14 protein-coding genes and 2 pseudogenes are annotated in these 20,024 nt (G+C 73.3%); 5 read left to right on the top strand and 11 right to left on the bottom strand.

All coding sequences use genetic code 11. The features are described from left to right. Positions 1-22: 22 nt before the first annotated feature. The gene (locus KF840_10405) at positions 23-2,560 is read right to left on the bottom strand and encodes a TIGR03663 family protein (protein MBX3025309.1); all 2,538 of its coding nucleotides are present in this window, start codon (positions 2,558-2,560) and stop codon (positions 23-25) included. Positions 2,561-2,761: 201 nt separating this feature from the next. Between KF840_10405 and KF840_10400 the strand changes: the two genes are divergently transcribed. Beyond that, complete coding sequence (locus tag KF840_10400; protein MBX3025308.1) at positions 2,762-3,937, top strand: acyl-CoA dehydrogenase family protein; 1,176 nt, start codon at positions 2,762-2,764, stop codon at positions 3,935-3,937. A gap of 33 nt (positions 3,938-3,970) precedes the next feature. Here the strand turns inward: KF840_10400 and KF840_10395 are convergent, their stop codons facing one another. Beyond that, the gene (locus KF840_10395) at positions 3,971-4,750 is read right to left on the bottom strand and encodes an alpha/beta fold hydrolase (protein ID MBX3025307.1); all 780 of its coding nucleotides are present in this window, start codon (positions 4,748-4,750) and stop codon (positions 3,971-3,973) included. A 592-nt stretch (positions 4,751-5,342) separates the two neighbouring features. Between KF840_10395 and KF840_10390 the strand changes: the two are divergent. Beyond that, a pseudogene (locus tag KF840_10390) lies at positions 5,343-6,851 on the top strand (glycoside hydrolase family 44 protein). Positions 6,852-7,721: 870 nt separating this feature from the next. On the opposite strand, the gene KF840_10385 reads toward KF840_10390, so the two are convergent. From KF840_10385 to KF840_10375, 3 genes are read right to left on the bottom strand one after another with little or no spacing between them, the layout of a single operon-like run. After that, the gene (locus KF840_10385; GenBank protein MBX3025306.1) at positions 7,722-8,870 is read right to left on the bottom strand and encodes a glycosyltransferase family 4 protein; all 1,149 of its coding nucleotides are present in this window, start codon (positions 8,868-8,870) and stop codon (positions 7,722-7,724) included. After that, positions 8,871-9,623 (bottom strand): PIG-L family deacetylase, encoded by a 753-nt coding sequence (locus KF840_10380; protein MBX3025305.1) that lies wholly within the window; start codon positions 9,621-9,623, stop codon positions 8,871-8,873. It lies immediately after the preceding gene. Further along, complete coding sequence (locus KF840_10375; protein MBX3025304.1) at positions 9,623-10,198, bottom strand: tRNA-(ms[2]io[6]A)-hydroxylase; 576 nt, start codon at positions 10,196-10,198, stop codon at positions 9,623-9,625. The genes KF840_10380 and KF840_10375 overlap by 1 nt, the downstream gene beginning before the upstream one ends. 90 nt (positions 10,199-10,288) lie before the next feature. Here KF840_10375 and KF840_10370 point away from each other — a divergent pair, with 90 nt between their 5' ends. Together KF840_10370 and KF840_10365 are read left to right on the top strand one after the other, a co-directional pair. Beyond that, positions 10,289-11,371: a class I SAM-dependent methyltransferase gene (locus tag KF840_10370; protein ID MBX3025303.1), complete on the top strand. Its 1,083-nt coding sequence runs from the start codon at positions 10,289-10,291 to the stop codon at positions 11,369-11,371. A gap of 16 nt (positions 11,372-11,387) precedes the next feature. After that, positions 11,388-11,741 (top strand): hypothetical protein, encoded by a 354-nt coding sequence (locus KF840_10365; GenBank protein ID MBX3025302.1) that lies wholly within the window; start codon positions 11,388-11,390, stop codon positions 11,739-11,741. Between the two features lie 144 nt (positions 11,742-11,885). Here KF840_10365 and KF840_10360 read toward each other — a convergent pair whose 3' ends face one another. Then, positions 11,886-13,871, bottom strand: coding sequence for an FAD-dependent oxidoreductase (locus tag KF840_10360; GenBank protein ID MBX3025301.1), 1,986 nt, complete (start codon positions 13,869-13,871; stop codon positions 11,886-11,888). A 156-nt stretch (positions 13,872-14,027) separates the two neighbouring features. Between KF840_10360 and KF840_10355 the strand changes: the two genes are divergently transcribed. Then, entirely contained in the window at positions 14,028-15,041 is a 1,014-nt protein-coding gene (locus KF840_10355; GenBank protein MBX3025300.1) for an aldo/keto reductase, read from the top strand. 18 nt (positions 15,042-15,059) lie between these two features. Here the strand turns inward: KF840_10355 and KF840_10350 are convergent, their stop codons facing one another. The 5 genes and pseudogenes from KF840_10350 to KF840_10330 all read right to left on the bottom strand — a co-directional run bounded on the left by KF840_10350 (position 15,060) and on the right by KF840_10330 (position 20,004). Continuing rightward, positions 15,060-15,899, bottom strand: a complete 840-nt coding sequence (locus KF840_10350) for a hypothetical protein (GenBank protein ID MBX3025299.1) — start codon at positions 15,897-15,899, stop codon at positions 15,060-15,062. Further along, complete coding sequence (locus KF840_10345; GenBank protein MBX3025298.1) at positions 15,896-16,834, bottom strand: SDR family oxidoreductase; 939 nt, start codon at positions 16,832-16,834, stop codon at positions 15,896-15,898. The genes KF840_10350 and KF840_10345 overlap by 4 nt, the downstream gene beginning before the upstream one ends. A 77-nt stretch (positions 16,835-16,911) precedes the next feature. Next, the gene (locus tag KF840_10340; protein MBX3025297.1) at positions 16,912-17,568 is read right to left on the bottom strand and encodes a hypothetical protein; all 657 of its coding nucleotides are present in this window, start codon (positions 17,566-17,568) and stop codon (positions 16,912-16,914) included. A gap of 105 nt (positions 17,569-17,673) precedes the next feature. Then, positions 17,674-18,063 (bottom strand): annotated as a pseudogene (locus KF840_10335) (type VI secretion system tip protein VgrG). Positions 18,064-19,152: 1,089 nt separating this feature from the next. Further along, positions 19,153-20,004, bottom strand: coding sequence for an alpha/beta hydrolase (locus tag KF840_10330; GenBank protein MBX3025296.1), 852 nt, complete (start codon positions 20,002-20,004; stop codon positions 19,153-19,155). Positions 20,005-20,024: the final 20 nt, after the last annotated feature.

Below are 20,024 nucleotides of genomic sequence, written 5' to 3'. Positions count from 1 at the left end.
GGTGTTCATCTGTGGATCCGGATCACTCCTTCGCCGCCGCGGGCGCCGGCGGCTGGAAGACCTGGATGCGGTTGTTCATGGTGTCGGAAACCGCGACCTTGCCGTCGGGGCCGGTGGCGATGCCGATCGGGCGGTTGAAGTCGCCGGCGCCGTTGCCGGTCTTGCCCCAGGCGCCGGTGAGCTTGCCGTCGGTGTAGCGCGCGAAGCGGTGCAGGTAGGAGTCGGTGACGTAGGCGCCGTCGCCGGCGAGCGCGATGTAGGGCTCGGTGTAGAACTCCTCCCAGCCGTAGACCGGGAACTCGCGCGAGAAGGTGCCGTCGCCGAGGAATACCTGGATCCGGCGATTGCCGGTGTCGCAGACGTAGACGTCGTTGTCCGGGCTCACCGCGATGCCCACCGGCTCGATGAGCTGCCCGGGGCCCGAGCCGTCGCTGCCCCAGTATTCGATCTGCACGCCCTCGCTGCTGAAGGCGACGATGCGCTTGTTGCCGGTGTCGGTCACGTAGACGTGGCCGTCCTTGCCGACGGCGATGCCGCGCGGGCCCCAGAAGCCCGGATCGGGCGCCCAGGTCTTGAGCAGCGTGCCGTTGGCGTCGAACTTCTGCACCCGGTGGTTCCAGGTGTCGGCCACGTAGACGTTGCCGTCGGGGCCGATCGCGACGCCGCTCGGGTCCTTGAACTGGCCCGGCTCACTGCCGTTGCTGCCCCACGTCGTCAGCACCGCGCCGTCGGGCGCGAGCTTGACGATGCGGCTGTTCTTGGTGTCGGCGACGTACAGGTTGCCCTGCGCGTCGTACGCCAGGCCGCGCGGCTCGTTGAACTGGCCGGCCTTGCCCCAGACCGCGAGCGGCTGCAACTGCTTCGGATTCTCCGGGTAGCCGCGCGCCGCCGGCGGCGGGTTCACGGTGACCTTGGAGAAGGTCATCCCCGGCTGGAGATCCTTGTGCACGTACATGATGCCGTCGCTCGAGCCGAGCGGGCTCCAGGCGTCGCGCGTGATCAGCCAGCGCGCCAACTGCGGGACGGTCGGCGTGTTCGGCTCCCACCAGCCGCGAATCTGGAACGGCACCTTCTCGTAGGAGTCGAGGAGCACCTCGTCGTGCACCTTGCCGACTTCCTTGTCGACGATCAGCACCGGCACGTCGATATCGCGCAGGTTGGCGGCCCAGTTGACCGGGTAGTCGCGCAGGTACCAACTGAACGGCCAGGTGGCGTTGCCCGACACCGCCAGCCGCGTCTGCTTGCCGGTGCCGAGCTGTTTGCCGACGTCCTCGATGCGCTCCATGACCTTGTTCACGTCGTAGGTCGACTGCACGTACGACAGCATCGTCTCGCGCCGGTGCGCCGGATCCTGGTCCGGCCGCGGCGCGTCGTAGAGGAAGTTGGCGTCGAGCAACGACCAGAGGGTCAGCGCGCCCACCGCCGCCGTCGCCAGCGCCGGGCCCGGCCGCCGCATGGCGCCGCTCTCGATCACCCGCCCGAACCAGCGCGCCGACAGGATGGTGAGCGGCAGCAGTTGCGGGATCAGCAGCCAGGGCACCTTCTCCTGCGCCCAGCCGTAGATGAACAGCATGCCCGCGCCCCAGACGACGCAGAAGCGCATGAAGCGGTCCGGCGCCGGTTTCTGCAGGATCGCCCCGAGGATCGCCGCCAGCGCCGGGAAGGTGATCAGCGGCTCGTAGAGCACCAGCTCGGGGACGTAGTAGTACCAGGGCCCGCCGATGCGCTTGATGGTCTGCTGGCCCCACCAGTAGGTGATCGCGTCGCGCACCGGCGCCAGGCCGAACCACTCCAGCTCCTTCGCGTTGGTGCCGAACGACGAGTACATCGCCACCCAGATGATGGCGAAGATCACCAACGAGGTGAGAATCGGCACGATGCTGCCGCCGAGGAAGCCGCCGGTCTCCCTCACCGCCTCGCCCAGCTTCTGTTCGCCGCGGGCGACCCCCCACAGCATCATCACGCCCAGGCCGAACAGGAAGATCGGCGTGATGAGGTACATGTCCTCCTTGTTGGTGAAGGCGAAGGCGAGGGCGATGGCGCTGACGTAGAGGTACTTCGACTTGCGGGTCTCGCCGTAGCGGAAGGCGAGGTAGACGGCCGCCAGGTTGCAGAGCGCCAGATAGATGTCGTGGCGGACGAAGCGGGTGAAGTACACCCAACTCGGCGAGAAGGTGACCAGCACCAGGAACGACAGCGCCCCCCAGCGGCCGATGTAGCGGCGCAGCGGCCAGGCGAAGGCGACCACGCCCAGGCCGAACACCACCGCGCTCAGCCGCCCGGTGAAGTCGTTGTCGCCGAACAGCAACATCATCAGGGCGGTCGAGAAGTAGAGCGTCGGCCCGTGGTAGACCGGGTCGTACTTGTACTCGCTGAACCCGTTCTTGAAGATCTTCCACGAGAAGAAGGCGTGGATCGATTCGTCGTGGTGGTACGGCCGCACTCCCAGCTCGTAGGTGCGCAGGAACACCGCCGCGAGGATGATCACGATATAGGCGACCTGCTCGATGGTGAGGCCGCCGATGGTGCGCCGGTCGAGCGCGCTCTGCTGTGATTCCATAGGGTTACGCCGCCCCCAAGCAGCTACGAAGCCACCGGTCCTAACGGGGCGGTTCCGCCTTGTCAAACCTGTCCGGCGGCGCGCGGACCGCGCCCGGACCGCCGCGATCACGCCGCCGGGGCATGCCGCGGCCCGCGACCGTCACCAGCGGGTCGCGCCGCCTCCTTGCGGCCGGCGCGCCGCCCGACTAGGTGCCCGGCGATGGAGCTGGAGCTGTCCGACACCGAACGCCTGCTGCGCGATACCTTCCGCCAGTACTTCACCACGCAGATCGACCCGCACGTACCGGCGATGGAGCGCGGCGAGCTGTTGCCCTATCCGCTGATGCGCCAGATGCACCAGGCGCTCGGCCTCGACCAGATGATGGCGTCGATGGGCAGGGAGCGCGGTGGCGGCGGCGATGGCGGCTTCGACGCCAACACGGCGCGTTACGCGCGCACCACCTTCACGGTCGAGATGGCGCGCGTCAGCCCGTCGTTCGCCCTCAGCTACGGCGCCAGCCTCGGCCTGTTCGGCGCCAACGTCGCCGGCAAGGGCTCGCCCGAGCAGGTGCAGCGCTTCGCGTTGCCGGTGCTGCGCTGCGAGAAGATCGGCTCTTGGGGGCTCACGGAGCCGGGCGCCGGCAGCGACGCCCTGCGCGGCATGAAGACCACCGCCCGGCGCGACGGCGACTCCTACATCCTCAACGGCAGCAAGACCTTCATCACCAACGCCCCGTTCGCCGACGTCTTCCTCATCTACGCCCGCGTCCAGGGCGGCGAGCTCGACGGCTCGATCCAGCCGTTCATCGTCGAGCGCGACACGCCGGGGCTCACCACCGGGCCGCCGATGCGGAAGATGGGGATGCGCGGCTCGCCGACCGGCGAGGTGTTCCTCGACGAGGTGCGGGTGTCCGCCGACCAGCTTCTCGGCGGCGGCGTGCGCCAGCGCGATCACGTCAAGTCGAGCCTCGCGGTCGAGCGCGGCGGCCTGTCGGTCCTCTCCTACGGCATCGCCGAGCGCTGCTTCGAGATCGCCCGCGACTACGCCCGCGGCCGCCAGCAGTTCGGCCAGGCGATCGCCAACTACCAGCTCGTGCAGGGCCGGCTGGCGCGCATGTACACGGCGCTCTCCAACTGCCGGCGCATCGTCTACGCCGACTACCTCGCCGGCCGGGCGCTCAAGGAATCGGTGGCCGACGTCTGCGCCGGCAAGCTCTATTGCGCCGAGATGGGCACCTTCGTCGCCTTCGAGGCCATCCACATCCTCGCCGGCAACGGCTACATGGAGGAGTACGTCGTCGAACGCCTGGCCCGCGACGCCAAGCTGATCGAGCTCGGCGGCGGCACCACCGAGATGCAGATCCTCACCATCGCGCGCGAGATCCTGCAGGGCTGAGGCGTCCGCCCCGCCGCGGCGCCGCGGCGATCGTCAGATCAGTTCCACGAAGCGCCCGATCATGGCGTTCACCTGATCCGGCACTTCCAGTTGGACGAAGTGGCCGGAGCCGACGACGCGGCCGGTGTGGGCGCGCCGACAGAGCTGGCGCAGGTGGGCGTGATCGGTGCCGCCGAGGCTGCGGGCGATGTGCAGGAAGGGAACGCGCAGCGCCGCGACCGCGCGCTCGGAGTCCCAGGCGGCGATGCCGGCGAAGCCGTCGCGCATCACGTGCTGCGGCAGGGCGGTCATCGCGGCGATGATCCGCTCGCGCCGCGCCGCGTCGTCCGAGGGCAGGAAGTAGAGCCGGCCGATGGCGTCGCGGGCGGCCGCCCGGAAGTCGGGTCCGGCGAGCGCGTCGAGCAGCGCCGCCCAGGCGCGGCGCGTCTCCGGCGCCGGTCCGATGGTGGTGTCGAGGGCGACGGCGGCGGCGACGCGCTGCGGCCGCTCCACCGCCATCTCGATGGCGATCGCGCCGCCCAGGCTGTGGCCGATCAGCAGCGGCCGCTCGAGCCCGAGGCGATCGCAGAGCCAGGCGACGTCGGCGGCGAGCGCCGGCACGCCGTAGTCGCGCCGCGGCGCGTCGTTCGTCCCGTGCCCGGGCAGGTCGATGGCGATCACCCGGTGGGTCGCCGCGAGCGCCGCCCGCTGCGGCGCCAGGTAGCTGCGATCGCAGCACCAGCCGTGCAGGAGGACCGCGGCCCGCTCGCCGCGCCCCGATTCCTCCCATGCCATCCGGCCGCCGCCGGGGGCGTCGCAATCCGGCATCCGCATGTCATAGGCGACGCGCGCCGCGCTCGCCAGGCGTCGCCTCCCGGCTGGTGCAGGGCTTGCTCGTGATGCGGCAGCAAAGCGATGACTTCCCGCACCACCGAGAGCTGACGTGACCTTGCGCGCACCAATCGCCCGGGCGCTTGCTGTGTGGGCCGCGGGCGTCGTGCTCGCCGCCGCGGCGCGCGCCGACCTCGCGGTGTACGGCGACGCCGTCGCATCCGGGTGGCAGGACTGGTCGTGGGGCGGCGTCAGCCGCGACTTCGGGCGCGCCGCGCCGGTGCACGGCGGCACGGCGTCGATCGGCGTCACCTTCACCGGCGGCTGGAGCGGGCTGCAACTCGGCCGCAACGACCCGGTCGACATCAGCGGCCTCGACCGCCTGCGCTGCTGGGTGCACGGCGGCAGCAGCGGCGGACAGGCGGTGCAGATCGTGGTCGGCAACCACCTCACCGGCGCCCACGTCGATCTCTCGTTCACGCCGGTCGCCGACACGTGGACGAAGATCGACGCCCCGCTCGATGCCCTCGGCACCACCCAGGTGACCTACGTCTACTGGTTCAACGCCACCGCCGGCGCGCAGGCGACGTTCTCGATCGACGACGTCGCCTTCGTCGCCAGCGGCCTGCCGACCCCGACCCCGCTCGGCCCCGCCGTCGGCCCCGCCCTGCAGGTCGACGCCGGCAGCGGCCGCCACCCGATCAGCGAGCTGATCTACGGCGTCAACTTCGCCGACGAGGCGCTGGCGGTGGCCCTGCGCCTGCCGGTGCGCCGCTGGGGCGGCAACGCCACCACCCGCTACAACTGGCGCACCGACACCGCCAACCGCGCCGCGGACTGGTACTTCGAGAACATCCCCAACGACAATCCGAATCCCGCCGCGCTGCCCAACGGTTCGAGCAGCGATCGCTTCATCGACGAGAACCGGCGCGCCGGCGCCGCGACGCTGCTCACCGTGCCGCTGATCGGCTGGACGCCGCGCGGCCGCGCCTACGGCTGCGGCTTCAGCGTCGCCAGGTACGGCGCCCAGCAGTCGGTCGACCCCTGGCGTCCCGACTGCGGCAACGGCGTGCGCGGCAACGGCACCCCGATCACCGGCAACGATCCGTCCGACGTCAGCGACCCGATCGGGCCGTCGTTCGTCCAGGACTGGATGGCGCACCTGATCGCCAACTACGGCACCGCCGCCGCCGGCGGCGTGCGCTTCTACAATCTCGACAACGAGCCGATGCTGTGGGCCGACACCCATCGCGACGTCCACCCGGCGCCGCCCGGCTACGACGAGCTGCGCGACCGCACGCTCGCCTACGCGGCGGCGATCAAGGCGACCGACCCGACGGCCGAGACCCTCGGTCCCGCCGAGTGGGGCTGGAGCGGCTACTTCTGGTCGGCGCTCGACGCCGCGCCGGGCGGCGCCTGGTGGAACAATCCGCAGGATCGCCTGGCGCACGGCAACCTGCCGCTCACCGCCTGGTACCTGCAGCAGCTCGCCGCCTACGAGCAGCAGCACGGCGTGCGCCTGCTCGACTATCTCGACCTCCACTACTACCCGCAGGCGAGCGGCGTCTCGCTCTCCGGCGCCGGCGATGCCGCCACCCAGGCCCGCCGCCTGCGCTCCACGCGCTCGCTGTGGGACCCGACGTACGTCGACGAGAGCTGGATCGGCGAGGCGGTGCGGCTGATTCCGCGCATGCGCGACTGGGCGGCGCAGAACTATCCCGGCACCAAGCTGGCGATCGGCGAGTACAACTGGGGCGCGCTCGACCACATCAACGGCGCCCTGGCGCAGGCCGACGTGCTCGGCATCTTCGGCCGCGAGGGCCTGCACCTGGCGACGCTGTGGGATCCGCCGACCGCCGCTCAGCCGGGCGCCTTCGCCTTCCGCATGTTCCGCAACTACGACGGCGCCGGCGGCGCCTTCGGCGACGTCGCCGTCGCCGCCGCCTCCGGCGACCAGGCCACCGTCTCGCTCTACGCCGCGCAGCGCAGCGGCGACGGCGCCCTGACCATCCTGGCGATCAACAAGACGGCGCAGCCACAGACCTCGACGCTCGCCGTCGCCGGGTTCCCCGCCGGCGGCGCGGCCCGCGTCTACCGCTACGCGCCGACCAACCTGGCGGCGATCGAGCGCCTGGCCGACCTGTCGATCGCCGGCGGCAGCGCCAGCATCACCTGGGCGCCGCAGTCGATCACCCTGCTGGTGGTGCCGGCGGCGAGCGGCGCCACCCCGACCGCGACGCCGAGCGCGACGCCGGTGCCGCCCAGCGCGACGCGGACGGCCACCGGCACGGCGACGCGCACGGCCAGCGCCAGCGCGACGCGCACGCCGAGCGCGACGCCGACGCGCACCGCGACCGCGACGCGGACGCCCAGCGCCACGGTCACGGCCACCGCTCCACCGGCGTTCCCGCTCTCCGGTCGCATCCGGACGAGCGCCGGCCAGCCGCTGGCCGGCGTCACCGTCGCGCTGCCGCCCAGCCTCCAGAGCGCGACCTCGGACGCCGACGGGTCCTATGCCGTCGCCGCCGCGCCGGGGATCGGGTTGCAGGTCGTCCCGCGCCGCGGCGGCGGCGCCGGCGGCGCCGGCGCCGCCATCACCGCGCTCGACGCCGCCTGGGTGCTGCAGGCGCTCGCCGGCCTGCGGCCGCTGACGCCGCTGCAGCGCCTCGCCGCCGACGTCACCGGCGACGGCACCCTGTCGACCCTCGACGCCGTCCTCATCCTGCAACGCGCCGTCGGCGGCGCGACGCCGTTTCCCGCCGCCCAGGCGTGCGCCTCCGACTGGCTCTTCGTTCCATCGCCGGCCCCGGCGCCCGGCCAGTCGCTCCTCCAGCCCGCGCTGGCGAGCGGCGCCTGCGCGCCCGGCGCCATCGCCTTCGCGCCGCTCGGCGCCGCCGCGAGCGGCCAGGATTTCACCGCCGTGCTGCTCGGCGACTGCACCGGCAACTGGTCGCCGTAGCGGGCGGACGCAGCGTCAGCTCGCCAGCTCGCGGTACACGGCGAGAACCCCCTGCAGCTTGTGCTCCCAGAGATGGCGGGCGCGGGCGAGCGCGGCGCCGCGCTCGCCGAGCTCCATGGCGCGCAGCGGATCGCGCATCAGGGCGATGGTGTGGGCGGCGAGGATCTCGACGTCGGGGTAGGAGCACACCAGGCCGGCGACGCCGTTCTCGACGACCTCGGGAATGCCGCCGGCGGGCGTCGTGACCACCGGCACGCCGAACAGCATCGCCTCGAGCGCCGTCATGCCGAAGGTCTCGAACGGGCTGGCGATCACCAACAGCAGCGCCGCCGTGTACTGGCGCTCCAGGACGTCGGGGCCGACCCAGCCGGTGAAGCGGGCGCGCTCGCGGATCGTCGGCGGCGCCTGCACCTCCCACCGCTTGCGCCACTGCAGCTCGGCGCGCAGGTTCGCCGGCACGCCGCCGGCGATCACCGCTTCCGCGTTGCGGATGCGCGCCAGGGCGCGCAGCAGGACGCCGAACAACATCGACGTCCCCTTCGCCTCGTCGAAGCGGCTCACCGCCAGCAGCGGCGCGTCGTCGTACGGCGTCGTGCGCGCCGCCACGCTGGCCCGCGCCGCCGGCGAGTCGTCGATGCCGTGCGGCGCCACGCGCAGGCGCGCCGCCACCGCGTCGCCGTACGGCGCCAGCGCCGCCGCCGCGGCCCGTGAGGGCACGATGATGCGGTCCGCCGCCGCCAGCGCCGCCTCCTGGCCGGCGAGGCTCCGGGTGTGCTCGGCGGTGCGGCGCAGGGCGTTCATCTCGCGCTGCACGACGTGCACCGTCTTGACCGCCGGCACGCCGAGGTCGTCGCGCAGGCTGGCGGCGAAGGGCCACAGCATGCCGTGATGGACGTGCAGCAGGTCCGGGCGCATGGCGCGCGCGAAGGCGCGCGCCGCGCCGAGGTGCTCGACCTGGGTGACGCGCAGCACCTGGACGCCGTTCTCGTCGGCCGGCTCGCAGGGCTCGGGCACCGCGGCGCGCGTCGGCCGCCAGGCGTCGAACGACAGCACGGACACCGACAACCCGTGGCGGGCGCTGGCGCGCACCAGGCCGCCGACCGCGGTCGAGATGCCGCCGAGACTGCGCGGCGGCAGGTCGCGGGTGAGGTGGAGGACGCGCATTCAGAGCCCGGCGAAGGGATCGCGCGCGTCCGGCGGCAGCGCCGGCCCGTGCGCGACGACGTACCACTCCTCGGCGAGCAGCGGCGCGAACAGGCGGCGGAAGAAGGGACCCGCGGTGTCGAGCTGCGAGTCGTGGGCGCGGCAGGCGGCGAGCTTGCGCTCCGCCAGGGCGCGCACGTCGAGCCGCAGCTCGACCTGTGCGGGGTCGACGCCGAGCGCGGCGGCGCCGGGCTCGCCGACCGCGCCGGCCCGCCGCCCGAGCTCGCGCAGGGGGGCGAAATGGTCGCGCGGGAAGACCGCGTGCAGCAGCCGCGGCGTCTGCGCGGCCGGCAGGGCGCGCACCGCGGCGGCGACGATCGCGGTCCAGGCGAGGTGGTCGCGGTGGCCGTAGGCGCCGTCCGGGCCGAGGCTCACCACCAGCGTCGGGCGCAATCGTTCGAGGTGCCGGCGCACCAGGGCGACGGCGGCGGCGCGGTCGGCGTCGGCGACGCCGCCGTCCGGCAGCTCGGCGAACGCCGGCGCGGCGACCCCGAGCGCCGCGCAGGCGTTCGCGAGCTCGCCGCTGCGGTGCGCCGCCAGCGCGCTGCCCTGGGGGATGTGGCGGCGGCGATCGACGCCGCGCTCCCCGCGGGTGGCGCACAGCAGGCGCACCTCGGCGCCGCGATCGGCGCACCAGGCGAGCAGGCCGGCGGCGAACATCTCGTCGTCGGGATGGGGAAAGCAGCCGAGCACGCGGCGCGCGGCGGCGGCCATCAGTGCAGCGCCGGGCGGACGGGCAGGGCGGCGACGATCTCCGCCTCCGCGTCGAGGAGCTGGGCCAGGCGGGCGGACACCGCCGCGCCCGGCGCGACGTCGTGCGCGAGGCGCACGAACAGGGCGTGGTGGCGCGCTTCGGCGCGCGTCAGCTCGGCGTAGAACGCCCGCAACGCGGGGTCCGGCAGGCCCGCGGCGAGGAGGCCGAAGCGCTCGCAGGCGCGCGCCTCGACGATGCCGAACACCAGCAGCCGGTCGAGCAGGAAGGTGTGGACGTCGGCCTTGCGGATGAGCCGGTGCAGCGCCCCCATGTAGGCATCGGGCGCGTCCTGGGCGAGGCCCTTGTCGCGCTGGCGGAGCAGCGCGTGGACGCGGGCGAAGTGCTCGAGCTCCTCGCGCGCCAGGGCCACCATGGCGTCGACCAGCGGGTGTCGCTCCGGGTGCTGCACCGCCAGTTGCAGGGCGCTTGCCGACACCTTCCGCTCGTTGGCGGCGTGGTCCTGGAGGAAGGCGTCGACGTGGTCGCGGACGGCGCCGACCCAGTCCGGCACGGTGGGCGTTCGCAGGCGCAGCATCGTGCCGAGACGGTTAGCCGAGGCGCGCGAATTTCACCACCGCGCCGGCGCCGGAGGGGGCCGCCGGCCGATTGCCATCGGGCCATCGCCATGCACAATGCGGACATGCAGACCGCGACCACCGCCGAGGAGGTCCTGCGCGCGTTCGATCGCTACGCCTACCGCGCCCGCCAGTACGGGCTGACGGTGTCGCTGGCCATCCCGGGGCGGCTGTTCGGCCTGCTCCGCTCGCCGTTCACCCGGTTCGACCGCGAGGTGATCGCCGTCCTGCAGCGCCGGTACGAGGCCCTCCTCGCGCGCGACCTGGCCAACGTCGAGCGCGGCGACTATCCGCGCGACCTGCTCTATCAGTTGCCGCTGCTGCGCTACCTGCGCCAGGTGCCGGCGGCGCTGACCGATCTGCCCCGCTTCCTGTGGCGCAGCGTCGCCGAGCGGCACGACGACCTGCCCGCCGACGTCGATCGCAGCCGCTACCCGCACTACTACCTGCGGACGTTCCACTGGCAGACCGACGGCTGGCTCAGCGACCATTCCGCCCGTCTCTACGACCCGAGCGTCGAATTCCTCTTCGCCGGCACCGCCGACACCATGCGCCGCATGGCGATCCCGCCCCTGGTGGCGGCGCTGCGCGGCATCGCCCGGCCGCGCCTGCTCGATGTCGCCTGCGGCACCGGCCGCTTCCTGCTGCAGCTCAGCCGCGCCCTGCCGGGCGCCAAGCTGTACGGCGTCGACCTGAGCCCCCCCTACCTCGAGCACGCCCAGACGCTCCTGGCGGGACGGGGGGTGAGCCTGGTGAACGAGAACGCGGAGGCGATGCCGTGGGCGGACGCCTCCTTCGACGCCGTCGCCTCGGTCTTCCTCTTCCACGAGCTGCCGTCCGACGCGCGCCGGCGCGTCGCCGAGGAGATGTTCCGGGTGGTCAAGCCCGGCGGCGCGGTCGTGGTCTGCGATTCCGCCCAACTCGCCGACAGCCGCGAGATCGAGCCGGTGCTGCGCCATTTCCCGGCCGCCTATCACGAGCCGTACTACAAGGGGTATCTGCGCGACGATCTCGCCGCGCTGCTGGCCGAGGCCGGCTTCGCGGTGGAGTCGAGCGAGCCGCATCTGGTATCGAAGGTCGTGGTCGCCCGTCGTCCGCGCCGCCCCGCGCGGCGGCGGACGGGACGCCCGTGAGGACAGGGAGAGGAACATGACGCAGTGGCGACGAAACGCGGCGATGGCGCTGGTGGCGATCCTGCTGGCGGGTGGCGCGCACGCCGCGCAGCCAGTTCCCACCGCGCCCGGGGTCGAGGAGCACGAGCCCAATCCGGGTGCCGCGCTGGCCGCGGCGGGCCTCAACGTGCTGTTCCTGCCGCTGCGCCTGCCGCTGACCGTGCTCGGCGCCGCGCTCGGCGGCCTGACCGGATTCATGACCTTCGGCGGCAAGCACGCGGCGGACGACGTCTTCGGCCTCGTCGACGGCACCCAGGTGATCAACGTGCGCGTGCTCGAGGGCCGCGAGCCCTTCTGCATCGGCAGCCTGGACTGCCCCGCCACCCGCTGATCGGGCGCTGGCCGCGGCGAACGAACGGGACGCCGCGGTTAGGCTGTTAGGCTGTTACGCTGTTAGGCTGCTACGGGCCTGAAGCTCATGACCCTAACAGCCTAACAGCCTAACGGCCTAACAGGCTAACAGCCTCGCGCGACGTCACACCCGCCGGCCGGCCAGGTGGCCGTCGAAGATGGCGCGATCGATCCAGCGCGCGGCGACCGCGTCGCCGACCCGCGCGACGCTCGGCACCCGCCCGCGCAACGCGTGGTACAGCCCGTCGTCCGCTGCCCCGTGGGTGCGGATGACGAGGCGGTCCACGTCGCGCACCACGTCCGTCTGGCGCGAGAACACGTCGACCAGCGTGACGCTGCGGTCGCCGGCGGCGACCACGCCGGTGTTCGGCCGCCAGCGCATGCCGGCCTGCGCGGCGCGCGGCAGCGCGTAGCCGGCGGTTTCGCGGTCGAGCAGCATCGGCGTCGCCAACGGCGTCGCCACCGTGACCTCGACGCCGCGGCGGGCCAACAGCTCGCCCAGGCCGATGCCCTCGATGTGGCCGACGACGTCGAAGACCACGACGCGCCCGGCGAGCTGGTCGAGCTGCACCAGCGCCGCTTCGTGGTCGAGCGCGAACGGCGGCGCGGCGCCGGGGATCGGCAGCAGCGGCCACGCCTTGGCCGGCGCGTCGAGGGTGGGGCGGGCGCCGGTGGCGACGATCACCGCGTCGGGGGCCAGCGCCAGCACGCTCTCCGGTGTCGCCGCGTGGCGCAGGCGGACGTCCACGCCGCGGCGCGCGCACTCGCCGATGCGCCAGTCGGCGAACGCCGCCAGCTCGCCGCGGCCGGGCAGGCGCTCGGCGAGGCGGATCTTGCCGCCGAGCGCGTCGCCGCGTTCGAGCAGCGTCACGCGATGACCGCGCGCCGCCGCCACCCACGCCGCCTCCAGCCCGCCGGGGCCGCCGCCGATGACCACGACGTGCTTCGCCGCCGCTGCCGGCGTCAGCGTGCCGAGGCCGAGCTCGCCGTCGCGGCCGACCGCGGGGTTGGTGACGCAGGTGATCGGCAGGCCCTGGGTCAGGTTGCCGTAGCAGCCCTGGTTGCAGCCGGTGCAGCGCCGGATCTCCGCCGTTGCGCCGCGCCGCGCCTTCGCCGGCCACTCCGGATCGGCGATCAGCGCCCGCACCAGCGTCACCGCGTCGGCGTCGCCGCGCGCCAGGATCGCCTCCGCCTCGGCGGGCTCGAGGATGCGATGGACGGTGAACACCGGCGTGCGGGCGACGGCCGCTTTCACCGCCCGCGCCGCGTACGAGGCGAAGGCGTGCGGCACGTACAGCGGCCGCACCATGCCGATGCCGGAGATGCCGACGCTGACGTCGAGGAAGTCCACCAGCCCGCCCGCTTCGAGCCGCGCCGCCACCGCCGCCGCGTCGTCGGCGGTCAGGCCGCCCGGCGTCTCCTCGTCGCCGACCAGGCGCAGGCCGACGGCGATGCGCGGCCCGACCGCCGCGCGCACGGCTTCCAGGACCTCGACGGTGAGGCGCAGGCGATGCTCCAGGCTGCCGCCGTAGGCGTCGTCGCGCCGGTTGCTGCGCGGCGAGAGAAACTCGTGCAGCAGGTAGCCGTGCGCGGCGTGCAGCTCGACGCCGTCGAAGCCGCCGGCCGCGGCGTGGCGCGCCGAGTCGGCGAAGCCGGCGATCACCGCGGCGATGTCCTCCGGCTCCATCGGCTTCGGCGGCTCGAGCGAATTCGCCACCGCCGACGGCGCCCACGCCGGCTGCTTCGACCACGGTCCCTGGTTGACGCCGCCGTTGTGCGCGAGCTGCAGGAAGGCGAGGGCGCCGTGCGCGCGCACCGCGCCGCTGACGGCGCGGAAGTGCGGCACCGCCTCGGGACGCCAGGCGCAGGCGTTGTTCGCCATCTGGTAGGCGGTCGTCGGATGCACCTGCGCCTGCCCGGCGATCACCACGCCGGCCCCGCCACCGGCGCGATCGGCGAGATAGCGGCCGAGCCGCGCGCCGAAGAAGCCCGGCTCGCCGACCACCGGATTCGGTTCCGAGAACATCGTGAAGTGGGCGCCGAAGACGATGCGGTTGCGCGCCTCGACCGGCCCGATGCGCAGCGGCGTGAACAGGTGCTCGAAGGCCACCCGGCGCTTGTAGCCCCGGGCTCGGGAAGGGCAAGGGCTCGGGGTGGGCGCGGGGCGATGGGCCACCGGGCAGCCCGCCGGCACGGCCGGGGCGCGGGCGGCACACGGTCACCGATCACTGGTCACCGGACGCGCCTTTGTTCTACAGGGCGACGCATGGACTACCGCCGACTGGGCAATTCCGGACTCAAGGTCTCTCGCGTCTGCCTCGGCACGATGATGTTCGGGCGCTGGGGCAACGCGGACGTCGACGACTGCGTGCGCATCATCGACGCCGCCCTCGACCAGGGCGTGAACTTCATCGACACCGCCAATCGCTACAACTGGGGCGAGTCGGAGGAGATCGTCGGCCGGGCGGTGCGCGGCAAGCGCGACCAGCTCGTGCTGGCGACCAAGGTGTTCATGCCGGGCGCCAACGGCGTGCTCGACCGCGGCACCTCGCGCCGCCACATCATGCTGCAGGTCGAGGAGAGTCTGCGCCGTCTCGGCACCGATTGGATCGACCTCTACCAGTTGCACCGCCACGACAAGGACACGCCGCTGGACGAGGTGCTGAGCGCGCTCGACGCGCTGGTGCAGCAGGGCAAGGTGCGCTACCTCGGCGTCTCCACCGGCCACGCCGCCGATCCGGTCGACCTGCAGTGGCAGGGCTGGCGCATGGTCGAGGCGCTGTGGCGGTGCGAGCGCAACCGCTGGCAGCGCATCGTCTGCACCCAGCCGCCGTACTCGATCTTCGCCCGCGACGTCGAGCGCGACGTCTTCCCGGTCTGCGAGCGCTTCGGCATCGGCGCCATCGTCTGGAGCCCGCTCGAGGGGGGCTGGCTCGCCGGCCGCTACCGCCGGGGACAGCCGGCGCCGCCCGACTCGCGCGGCGCCAACGAGACCGAGTTCGGCATGTTCGTGCGCGACAACTTCGATCTCGCGAGCCCGCGCGGGCAGCGCCGGCTCGAGGTGGTCGAGACCCTGGTCGGCATGGCCGAGGAGCTCGGCGTGCCGCTCGCCGCCTATGCGCAGGCGTGGGCGCTGCGCCACCCGGCGGTGACCAGCATCATCGTCGGCCCGCGGCTGATGCGGCATCTCGACGCCGGCATCGCGGCGCTCGCCGTGTCCATTCCCGAGCCGCACCTGGCGCGCATCGACGCGCTGGCGCCGCCCGGGACCCGGAGCTGACCGGCGCCGCCGCTCCCCTCACCGGGCGTCGCCGTTGGCGGGCGGCTGCTGCTTCTTGAAGAGTTGGTCCAGGATGCCGCCCAGGCCCTGCCCGATCGCGCCGCTGCCGCCCTTCTTGAGCAGGTCGCCGACGAAGCCGCCGACCTGTTTGCCGACGACGCGCTCGAGCTCGTCGGCGGCGACGGCGAGGGCGACGTCGCGCGCCACCGCGACGAGGATGATGCGGCCGACCTCCGCCGGCGCCACGCCGCCCTGCTTGACGCCGATCGCCGTCAGCTCGAACGGCGACAGTTGCTCGCTGCGCGTCGTGCCGCCGGCGGCGCGGCCGTCGATGGTCACCTCGCCGCGAAGCAGCTCCAGGCGGTGGATGATCAGCCGCCGCCCGCCCGCGGCCCCCCGGCGTCGCGTGCGTTCGGCCGTCGGGGTGCCGTCGGCGGCCGCGCGCGCGGCCCGCCGCTGCGTTTCCAGGTTGCGGCGGATGACGTCGATGTTCGCCGTGCCGGCCGCGTTCACCTGATAGAGGACGCGCGGGTCGACGACGCGAACGGTGTCGATGACCAGGGGGTCGCTGAACAGCGAGGAGAGGTCGAGATCGATCTCGACCTCCGCGAGCGACAGCGCGTTGGGGTCGGTGAAGCCGGGCGGATTGGCGACCGTCAGCCCGCGCAGCCGCGCCCGGCCGGTGACGAGCTGGATGTCGACGCCGTCGACGCGCACCGCGGTGCCGGTCACCGCCGCGCCGCGCTCCTCGATGGCGCGCCGCACCGCGCCGTCGAGGCGAACCAGGATCACGACGACGCCGACGCCGATCACCGCCGCGACCGCGGCGGCGGCGGTCAGCAGCGTCCGCCGGTTCATGCCGCGGCGGGCAGCGGAAAGGTGACGCCGGTGAGCTGTTCGGAGAGCGCCCACAGGCGGCGCGCCGCCGCGGCGTCGCGCGAGCGCGCGTTCGAGGTGACGGCGCGCGGGTGCCCCCACAGCTCGCCGAGGCCCGACGGTCCATAGTACGCGCCGCCGCGCGCCTCCGGCGCCACCGCGGCGTAGAGCTGCGGCAGGGCGCCCATCGCCGCGCTCTGCGCGAACAGCGCGTTGCCGAGGTCCATGAGGCGCTCGCCGAACGACGAGCCCTGCATGCGCGGTCCGGCGGCCTGCAGGTTGGTGGCGGCATAGCCGGGGTGGGCGGCGACGCTGATCGCGCCGGCGCCCGCCGCGACCAGCCGGCGCTGCAGCTCGTAGGCGAAGAGCAGGTTGGCGAGCTTGCTCTGCCCGTAGGCCGGCCACTTGCGATAGCCCTGCGCCCACTGCGGATCGTCGAAGCGGATGCGCCCCATGCGGTGGGCGCCGCTGCTCACCGTCACCACCCGCGCGCCGGCGGTCTCGAGCAGGCGGTCGAGCAGCAGGCCGGTGAGGGCGAAATGGCCGAGGTGGTTGGTGCCGAATTGCATCTCGAAGCCGTCTGCCGTCTGCCGGTAGGGCAGGGCCATGACGCCGGCGTTGTTCATCAGCACGTCGAGGCGCGGCTGCGCCTCGCGCAGCGCGGCGGCGAAGCGGCGGATGTCGGCCAGGCTCGAGAGGTCGAGCGCCATCAGGGTCGTCCGCGCCCGCGGATGGCGGGCGTGGATCTGCTCTTCGGCGGCGCGGCCCTTGGCCTGATCGCGGCACGCCAGGACGACCTGCGCCCCCTTGCCGGCCAGCGCCAGCGCCGCTTCGAAGCCGAGGCCGCTGTTGGCGCCGGTGATGACGATCGTCCTGCCGCCGAGATCGGGGATGTCCGCTTCGCTCCAGCCAGGCATGCGGCGGACGCTACCACAGAGCGCCGCGCGGGGCACCGAGGCTGGTGCCGCCGGTGCCGGGCGCGGGGCGATTCCGTTCACTGGCCGGTCAGCGCTTTGAACCGGGTGCTGGAGCTCTTGCGGTTGGTGGTGAAGACGGCCTCCCAGCAGGTGGATCCGTTGCTGAGCTGGGCGGTGACCCGGCTTTGCTGGTCGAACGGCAGACCGGCGCCCGCCAGGTCGAGACCCAGGCCGGAGCCGTAGAGGCGCAGCTTGGTCTTGCCGGCGGCGCCTGCCTTGAGCCGGATCGACTGGATGCCGTCCCGGGCGCGGGTCCGATCGACGTAGCGGAAGCCGCGCCGCGACTCGGTCCAGTTGGCGCCGGCCGGCACGCGGTGCCAGAGCGCGAGAACGTCGCTGCCGGCGGACTGATCGTAGACGCAGAAGCTGTACGCGGTGTCGAGACGCGGATCGCCGAAGTCGACCTTCGCCGTCGCCTCTCCGGCGCGCAGCTTCCAGGTCAGCTTGTCGCGACGGTCGGCGGCGGCATCCCGCACGGCGAGCGCCGCGCCGCGGTCGACGGTCGTATGACGGCACGCCGGCAGCGGCGGCCGCGTCGTGCACACCGACGGCTCGCCAGCGCAGATGTGGCAGGCCTCGATGTGGCAGGCGGCATCGCAGCCGTCGCGAGCGGTCGTGTTGCCGTCGTCGCATTCCTCTCCGGCATCGAGGCGGCCGTCGCCACATGCCGGCAGCGGTGTTGCGGTCGGCGGGGGCGTTGGTGTGTCGGTTGTGGTCGGAGTGGCGGTGGCGGTGTCCGCCGGTGTCGGCGTCTCGGTCTCGCTCGGGGTCTCGGTCGCCGTGCCGGTGCTGGTGGGCTCCGGGCTGTCGGTCGCCGTGGCGGACGGTTCCGGTGAGGCGGTGTCGGTGGGGGTCGGCACGGCGGTGTCGGTGTGGGTCGGCACGGCGGTGTCGGTGGGAGTCGGCACGGCGGTGTCGGTGTGGGTGGGCTCGGCAGTGTCGGTGGGGGTCGGCACGGCGGTGTCGGTGTGGGTGGGCACGGCGGTGTCGGTGGGAGTCGGCACGGCGGTGTCGGTGTGGGTGGGCTCGGCAGTGTCGGTGGGAGTCGGCACGGCGGTGTCGGTGGGGGTGGGCACGGCGGTGTCGGTGGGAGTCGGCACGGCGGTATCGGTGTGGGTGGGCACCGGGGTGTCGGTCGGGGTCGGCTGCAACGTCTCGGTGTACGTCATCGTTGCCGTCGCCGTCTCGGTGGGCGCGGGCGTGTCGGTATGCGTCGGCGTTGCCGAGTTGGTCGCGGTGAGGGTCGCCGGCGGCGTGGGGCTGGATGTCTGGGTCGGGGATGAGGTCGCCGTGCTGGTGGCGGTCGCGGTGGCGCTGGTGGTGTTCGTGGCCGGCGGGGTGTCCGTGTTGGTCGGTACCGCGGTCGAGGTCGCGGTGGCGGTTGCCGTCGCGCTCGCGGAGGCGGTGGCGGTCGCGGTCGATGTCCGGGTGGCGCTGGCGGTCGCGGTGACCGTCGCCGTTGGCGACGGGGCGGTGTAGTAGACGGTCACCGGGATGCAGTCGAGATAGTCCGGATTGACCGGCGACCCGAGGACGCTGTCGACGCGCAGCCGGAAGTTCGCGTCGCTGAGCTCGCCATCCGTCCAGGCGCGGCCCCACAGATCGCTCGGCCCGCCCAGCAGGTAGTCGGTCAGCGGCGCATTGGCCGGAAAGGCCGATGTCTGTTTGACGGCGGTGAAGGTGGTGCCGCCGTTCCAGGACAGGGAGACCTCGAGGCGGTGCGTGCCGGCGGTGCTGTCGGTGGCGCGCGCCCGCACTTCGATGCCGGTGATCGCGGCACCGCTCGGCAGGGAGAACCCGTAGACGTGGTAGTCCTGGATGCGGTTGTTCTTGGCGTCCGCCGACACGTCATCGCAGGCGAGGGCGTTGGTCGGGTTGTTGAACCCGCTGCCGACCGCCGTCGTGGCGCTGGGGTGGCGCTCACCGGTGGAGGCGGCGGGAGCAGCCGCTGGAGCCAGGACGAGGGTCAGGATGGCGAGATGCGGGGTCAGAGCGCGCAGCATGGTCTGGCCCGGAGAGCATGTCCTGTGCCGGGCCGGTGTGTGGCCGCCGGTCCATCGGGCTGCCGGTGCCATGCCACCTGCGGTGACACAGTGCGGCATAGTCCGCCGGCACTTCGCTGACGCAACTGACGCCGCATGGCACTGGCGAAGCGCCTGGCCGGTTGAGTGGCGGTTCGTCGCCGACCCGCCCTCCGTCGCCCGGGGCGGTCCACGACCGCTCCGGCGGCGCCCCGCCAGCCCTTCCGGCGCGGCGGGTCAGGGTTCGCGCGACGTGGCGGCGGCGAGGAACTCGACCACCGCCGCCGTGAAGGCGTCGTTGCGGTCGCCGGCGACCATGTGGCCGGCGCCGGAGACGTCGGCGAACCGGGCGTGCGGCGCGAGGGCGAGGAACTCCTCGGCGGCTTCCATGGTGACCAGGTTGCTCATGCGGCCGCGCACCAGCAGGGTCGGGATGCGCAGGGCGCGCGCGGCGGCGAACAGGCGGTCGTGCTGGCTGTGCACGTCGGGCGGCCGCTTGCCGCTCATGAACTGCGGATCCCAGTGCCAGCGGTAGCGCCCGTCGGGGTGGCGGCGGAGGTTCTTCGCCAGCCCGTCGAGGGTCTTCGGCCGGGTGCGGTGCGGCACGTAGGCGGCGATGGTGTCGGCCGCTTCCTCGAGCGAGGCGAAGCCGTCGTCCAGGCGCGCGTTCATGAACTGGATGATGTGCTGCGTGCCCTCGGGGTCGAGGCGCGGCGTGACGTCGACCAGGACCAGGGCCGAGAACACCCCGGTCTCCGCCTCGCCCTGGGCGATCAGGGCGGCGAGGCCGCTCAGCGACGCGCCCACCAGCGCCGGCGGGCGGTCGAAGGCGCGGGCGATGGTGACGAGGTCGCGGGCGAAGACGTCGATCGAATAGTTGCCGTCCGGCGACCAGCCGCTGTCGCCGTGGCCGCGCAGGTCGACGCACAGCGCGTACCAGCCGCCCTGCGCCAGCGCGCGCGCCGTGCCGCCCCAGGCGTGCCGCGTCTGTCCGCCGCCGTGCATCAGCAGCACCGGCGGCCGCGCCGGATCGCCGTAGCCGTCGCCGACCAGGGTGATGCCATCGCTGGCAGTGAACGCGCGCCGCATCGGAAGGAGAAAAGAGCCTC

The organism is bacterium (assembly GCA_019637795.1).
Taxonomy (GTDB): Bacteria; Desulfobacterota; Binatia; order HRBIN30; family CADEER01; genus JAHBUY01.
The sequence above is the reverse complement of the archived record's forward strand: the minus strand, read 5'-3'. Positions and strand labels throughout refer to the sequence as shown.

What these genes read in the sequence shown, in the direction of transcription:
- KF840_10405 (MBX3025309.1), bottom strand. Translation starts at nt 2,560, where the DNA reads ATGGAATCACAGCAGAGCGCGCTCGACCGGCGCACCATCGGCGGCCTC.
- KF840_10400 (MBX3025308.1), top strand. Translation starts at nt 2,762, where the DNA reads ATGGAGCTGGAGCTGTCCGACACCGAACGCCTGCTGCGCGATACCTTC.
- KF840_10395 (MBX3025307.1), bottom strand. Translation starts at nt 4,750, where the DNA reads ATGCGGATGCCGGATTGCGACGCCCCCGGCGGCGGCCGGATGGCATGG.
- KF840_10385 (MBX3025306.1), bottom strand. Translation starts at nt 8,870, where the DNA reads ATGCGCGTCCTCCACCTCACCCGCGACCTGCCGCCGCGCAGTCTCGGC.
- KF840_10380 (MBX3025305.1), bottom strand. Translation starts at nt 9,623, where the DNA reads ATGGCCGCCGCCGCGCGCCGCGTGCTCGGCTGCTTTCCCCATCCCGAC.
- KF840_10375 (MBX3025304.1), bottom strand. Translation starts at nt 10,198, where the DNA reads ATGCTGCGCCTGCGAACGCCCACCGTGCCGGACTGGGTCGGCGCCGTC.
- KF840_10370 (MBX3025303.1), top strand. Translation starts at nt 10,289, where the DNA reads ATGCACAATGCGGACATGCAGACCGCGACCACCGCCGAGGAGGTCCTG.
- KF840_10365 (MBX3025302.1), top strand. Translation starts at nt 11,388, where the DNA reads ATGACGCAGTGGCGACGAAACGCGGCGATGGCGCTGGTGGCGATCCTG.
- KF840_10355 (MBX3025300.1), top strand. Translation starts at nt 14,028, where the DNA reads ATGGACTACCGCCGACTGGGCAATTCCGGACTCAAGGTCTCTCGCGTC.
- KF840_10350 (MBX3025299.1), bottom strand. Translation starts at nt 15,899, where the DNA reads ATGAACCGGCGGACGCTGCTGACCGCCGCCGCCGCGGTCGCGGCGGTG.
- KF840_10345 (MBX3025298.1), bottom strand. Translation starts at nt 16,834, where the DNA reads ATGCCTGGCTGGAGCGAAGCGGACATCCCCGATCTCGGCGGCAGGACG.
- KF840_10330 (MBX3025296.1), bottom strand. Translation starts at nt 20,004, where the DNA reads ATGCGGCGCGCGTTCACTGCCAGCGATGGCATCACCCTGGTCGGCGAC.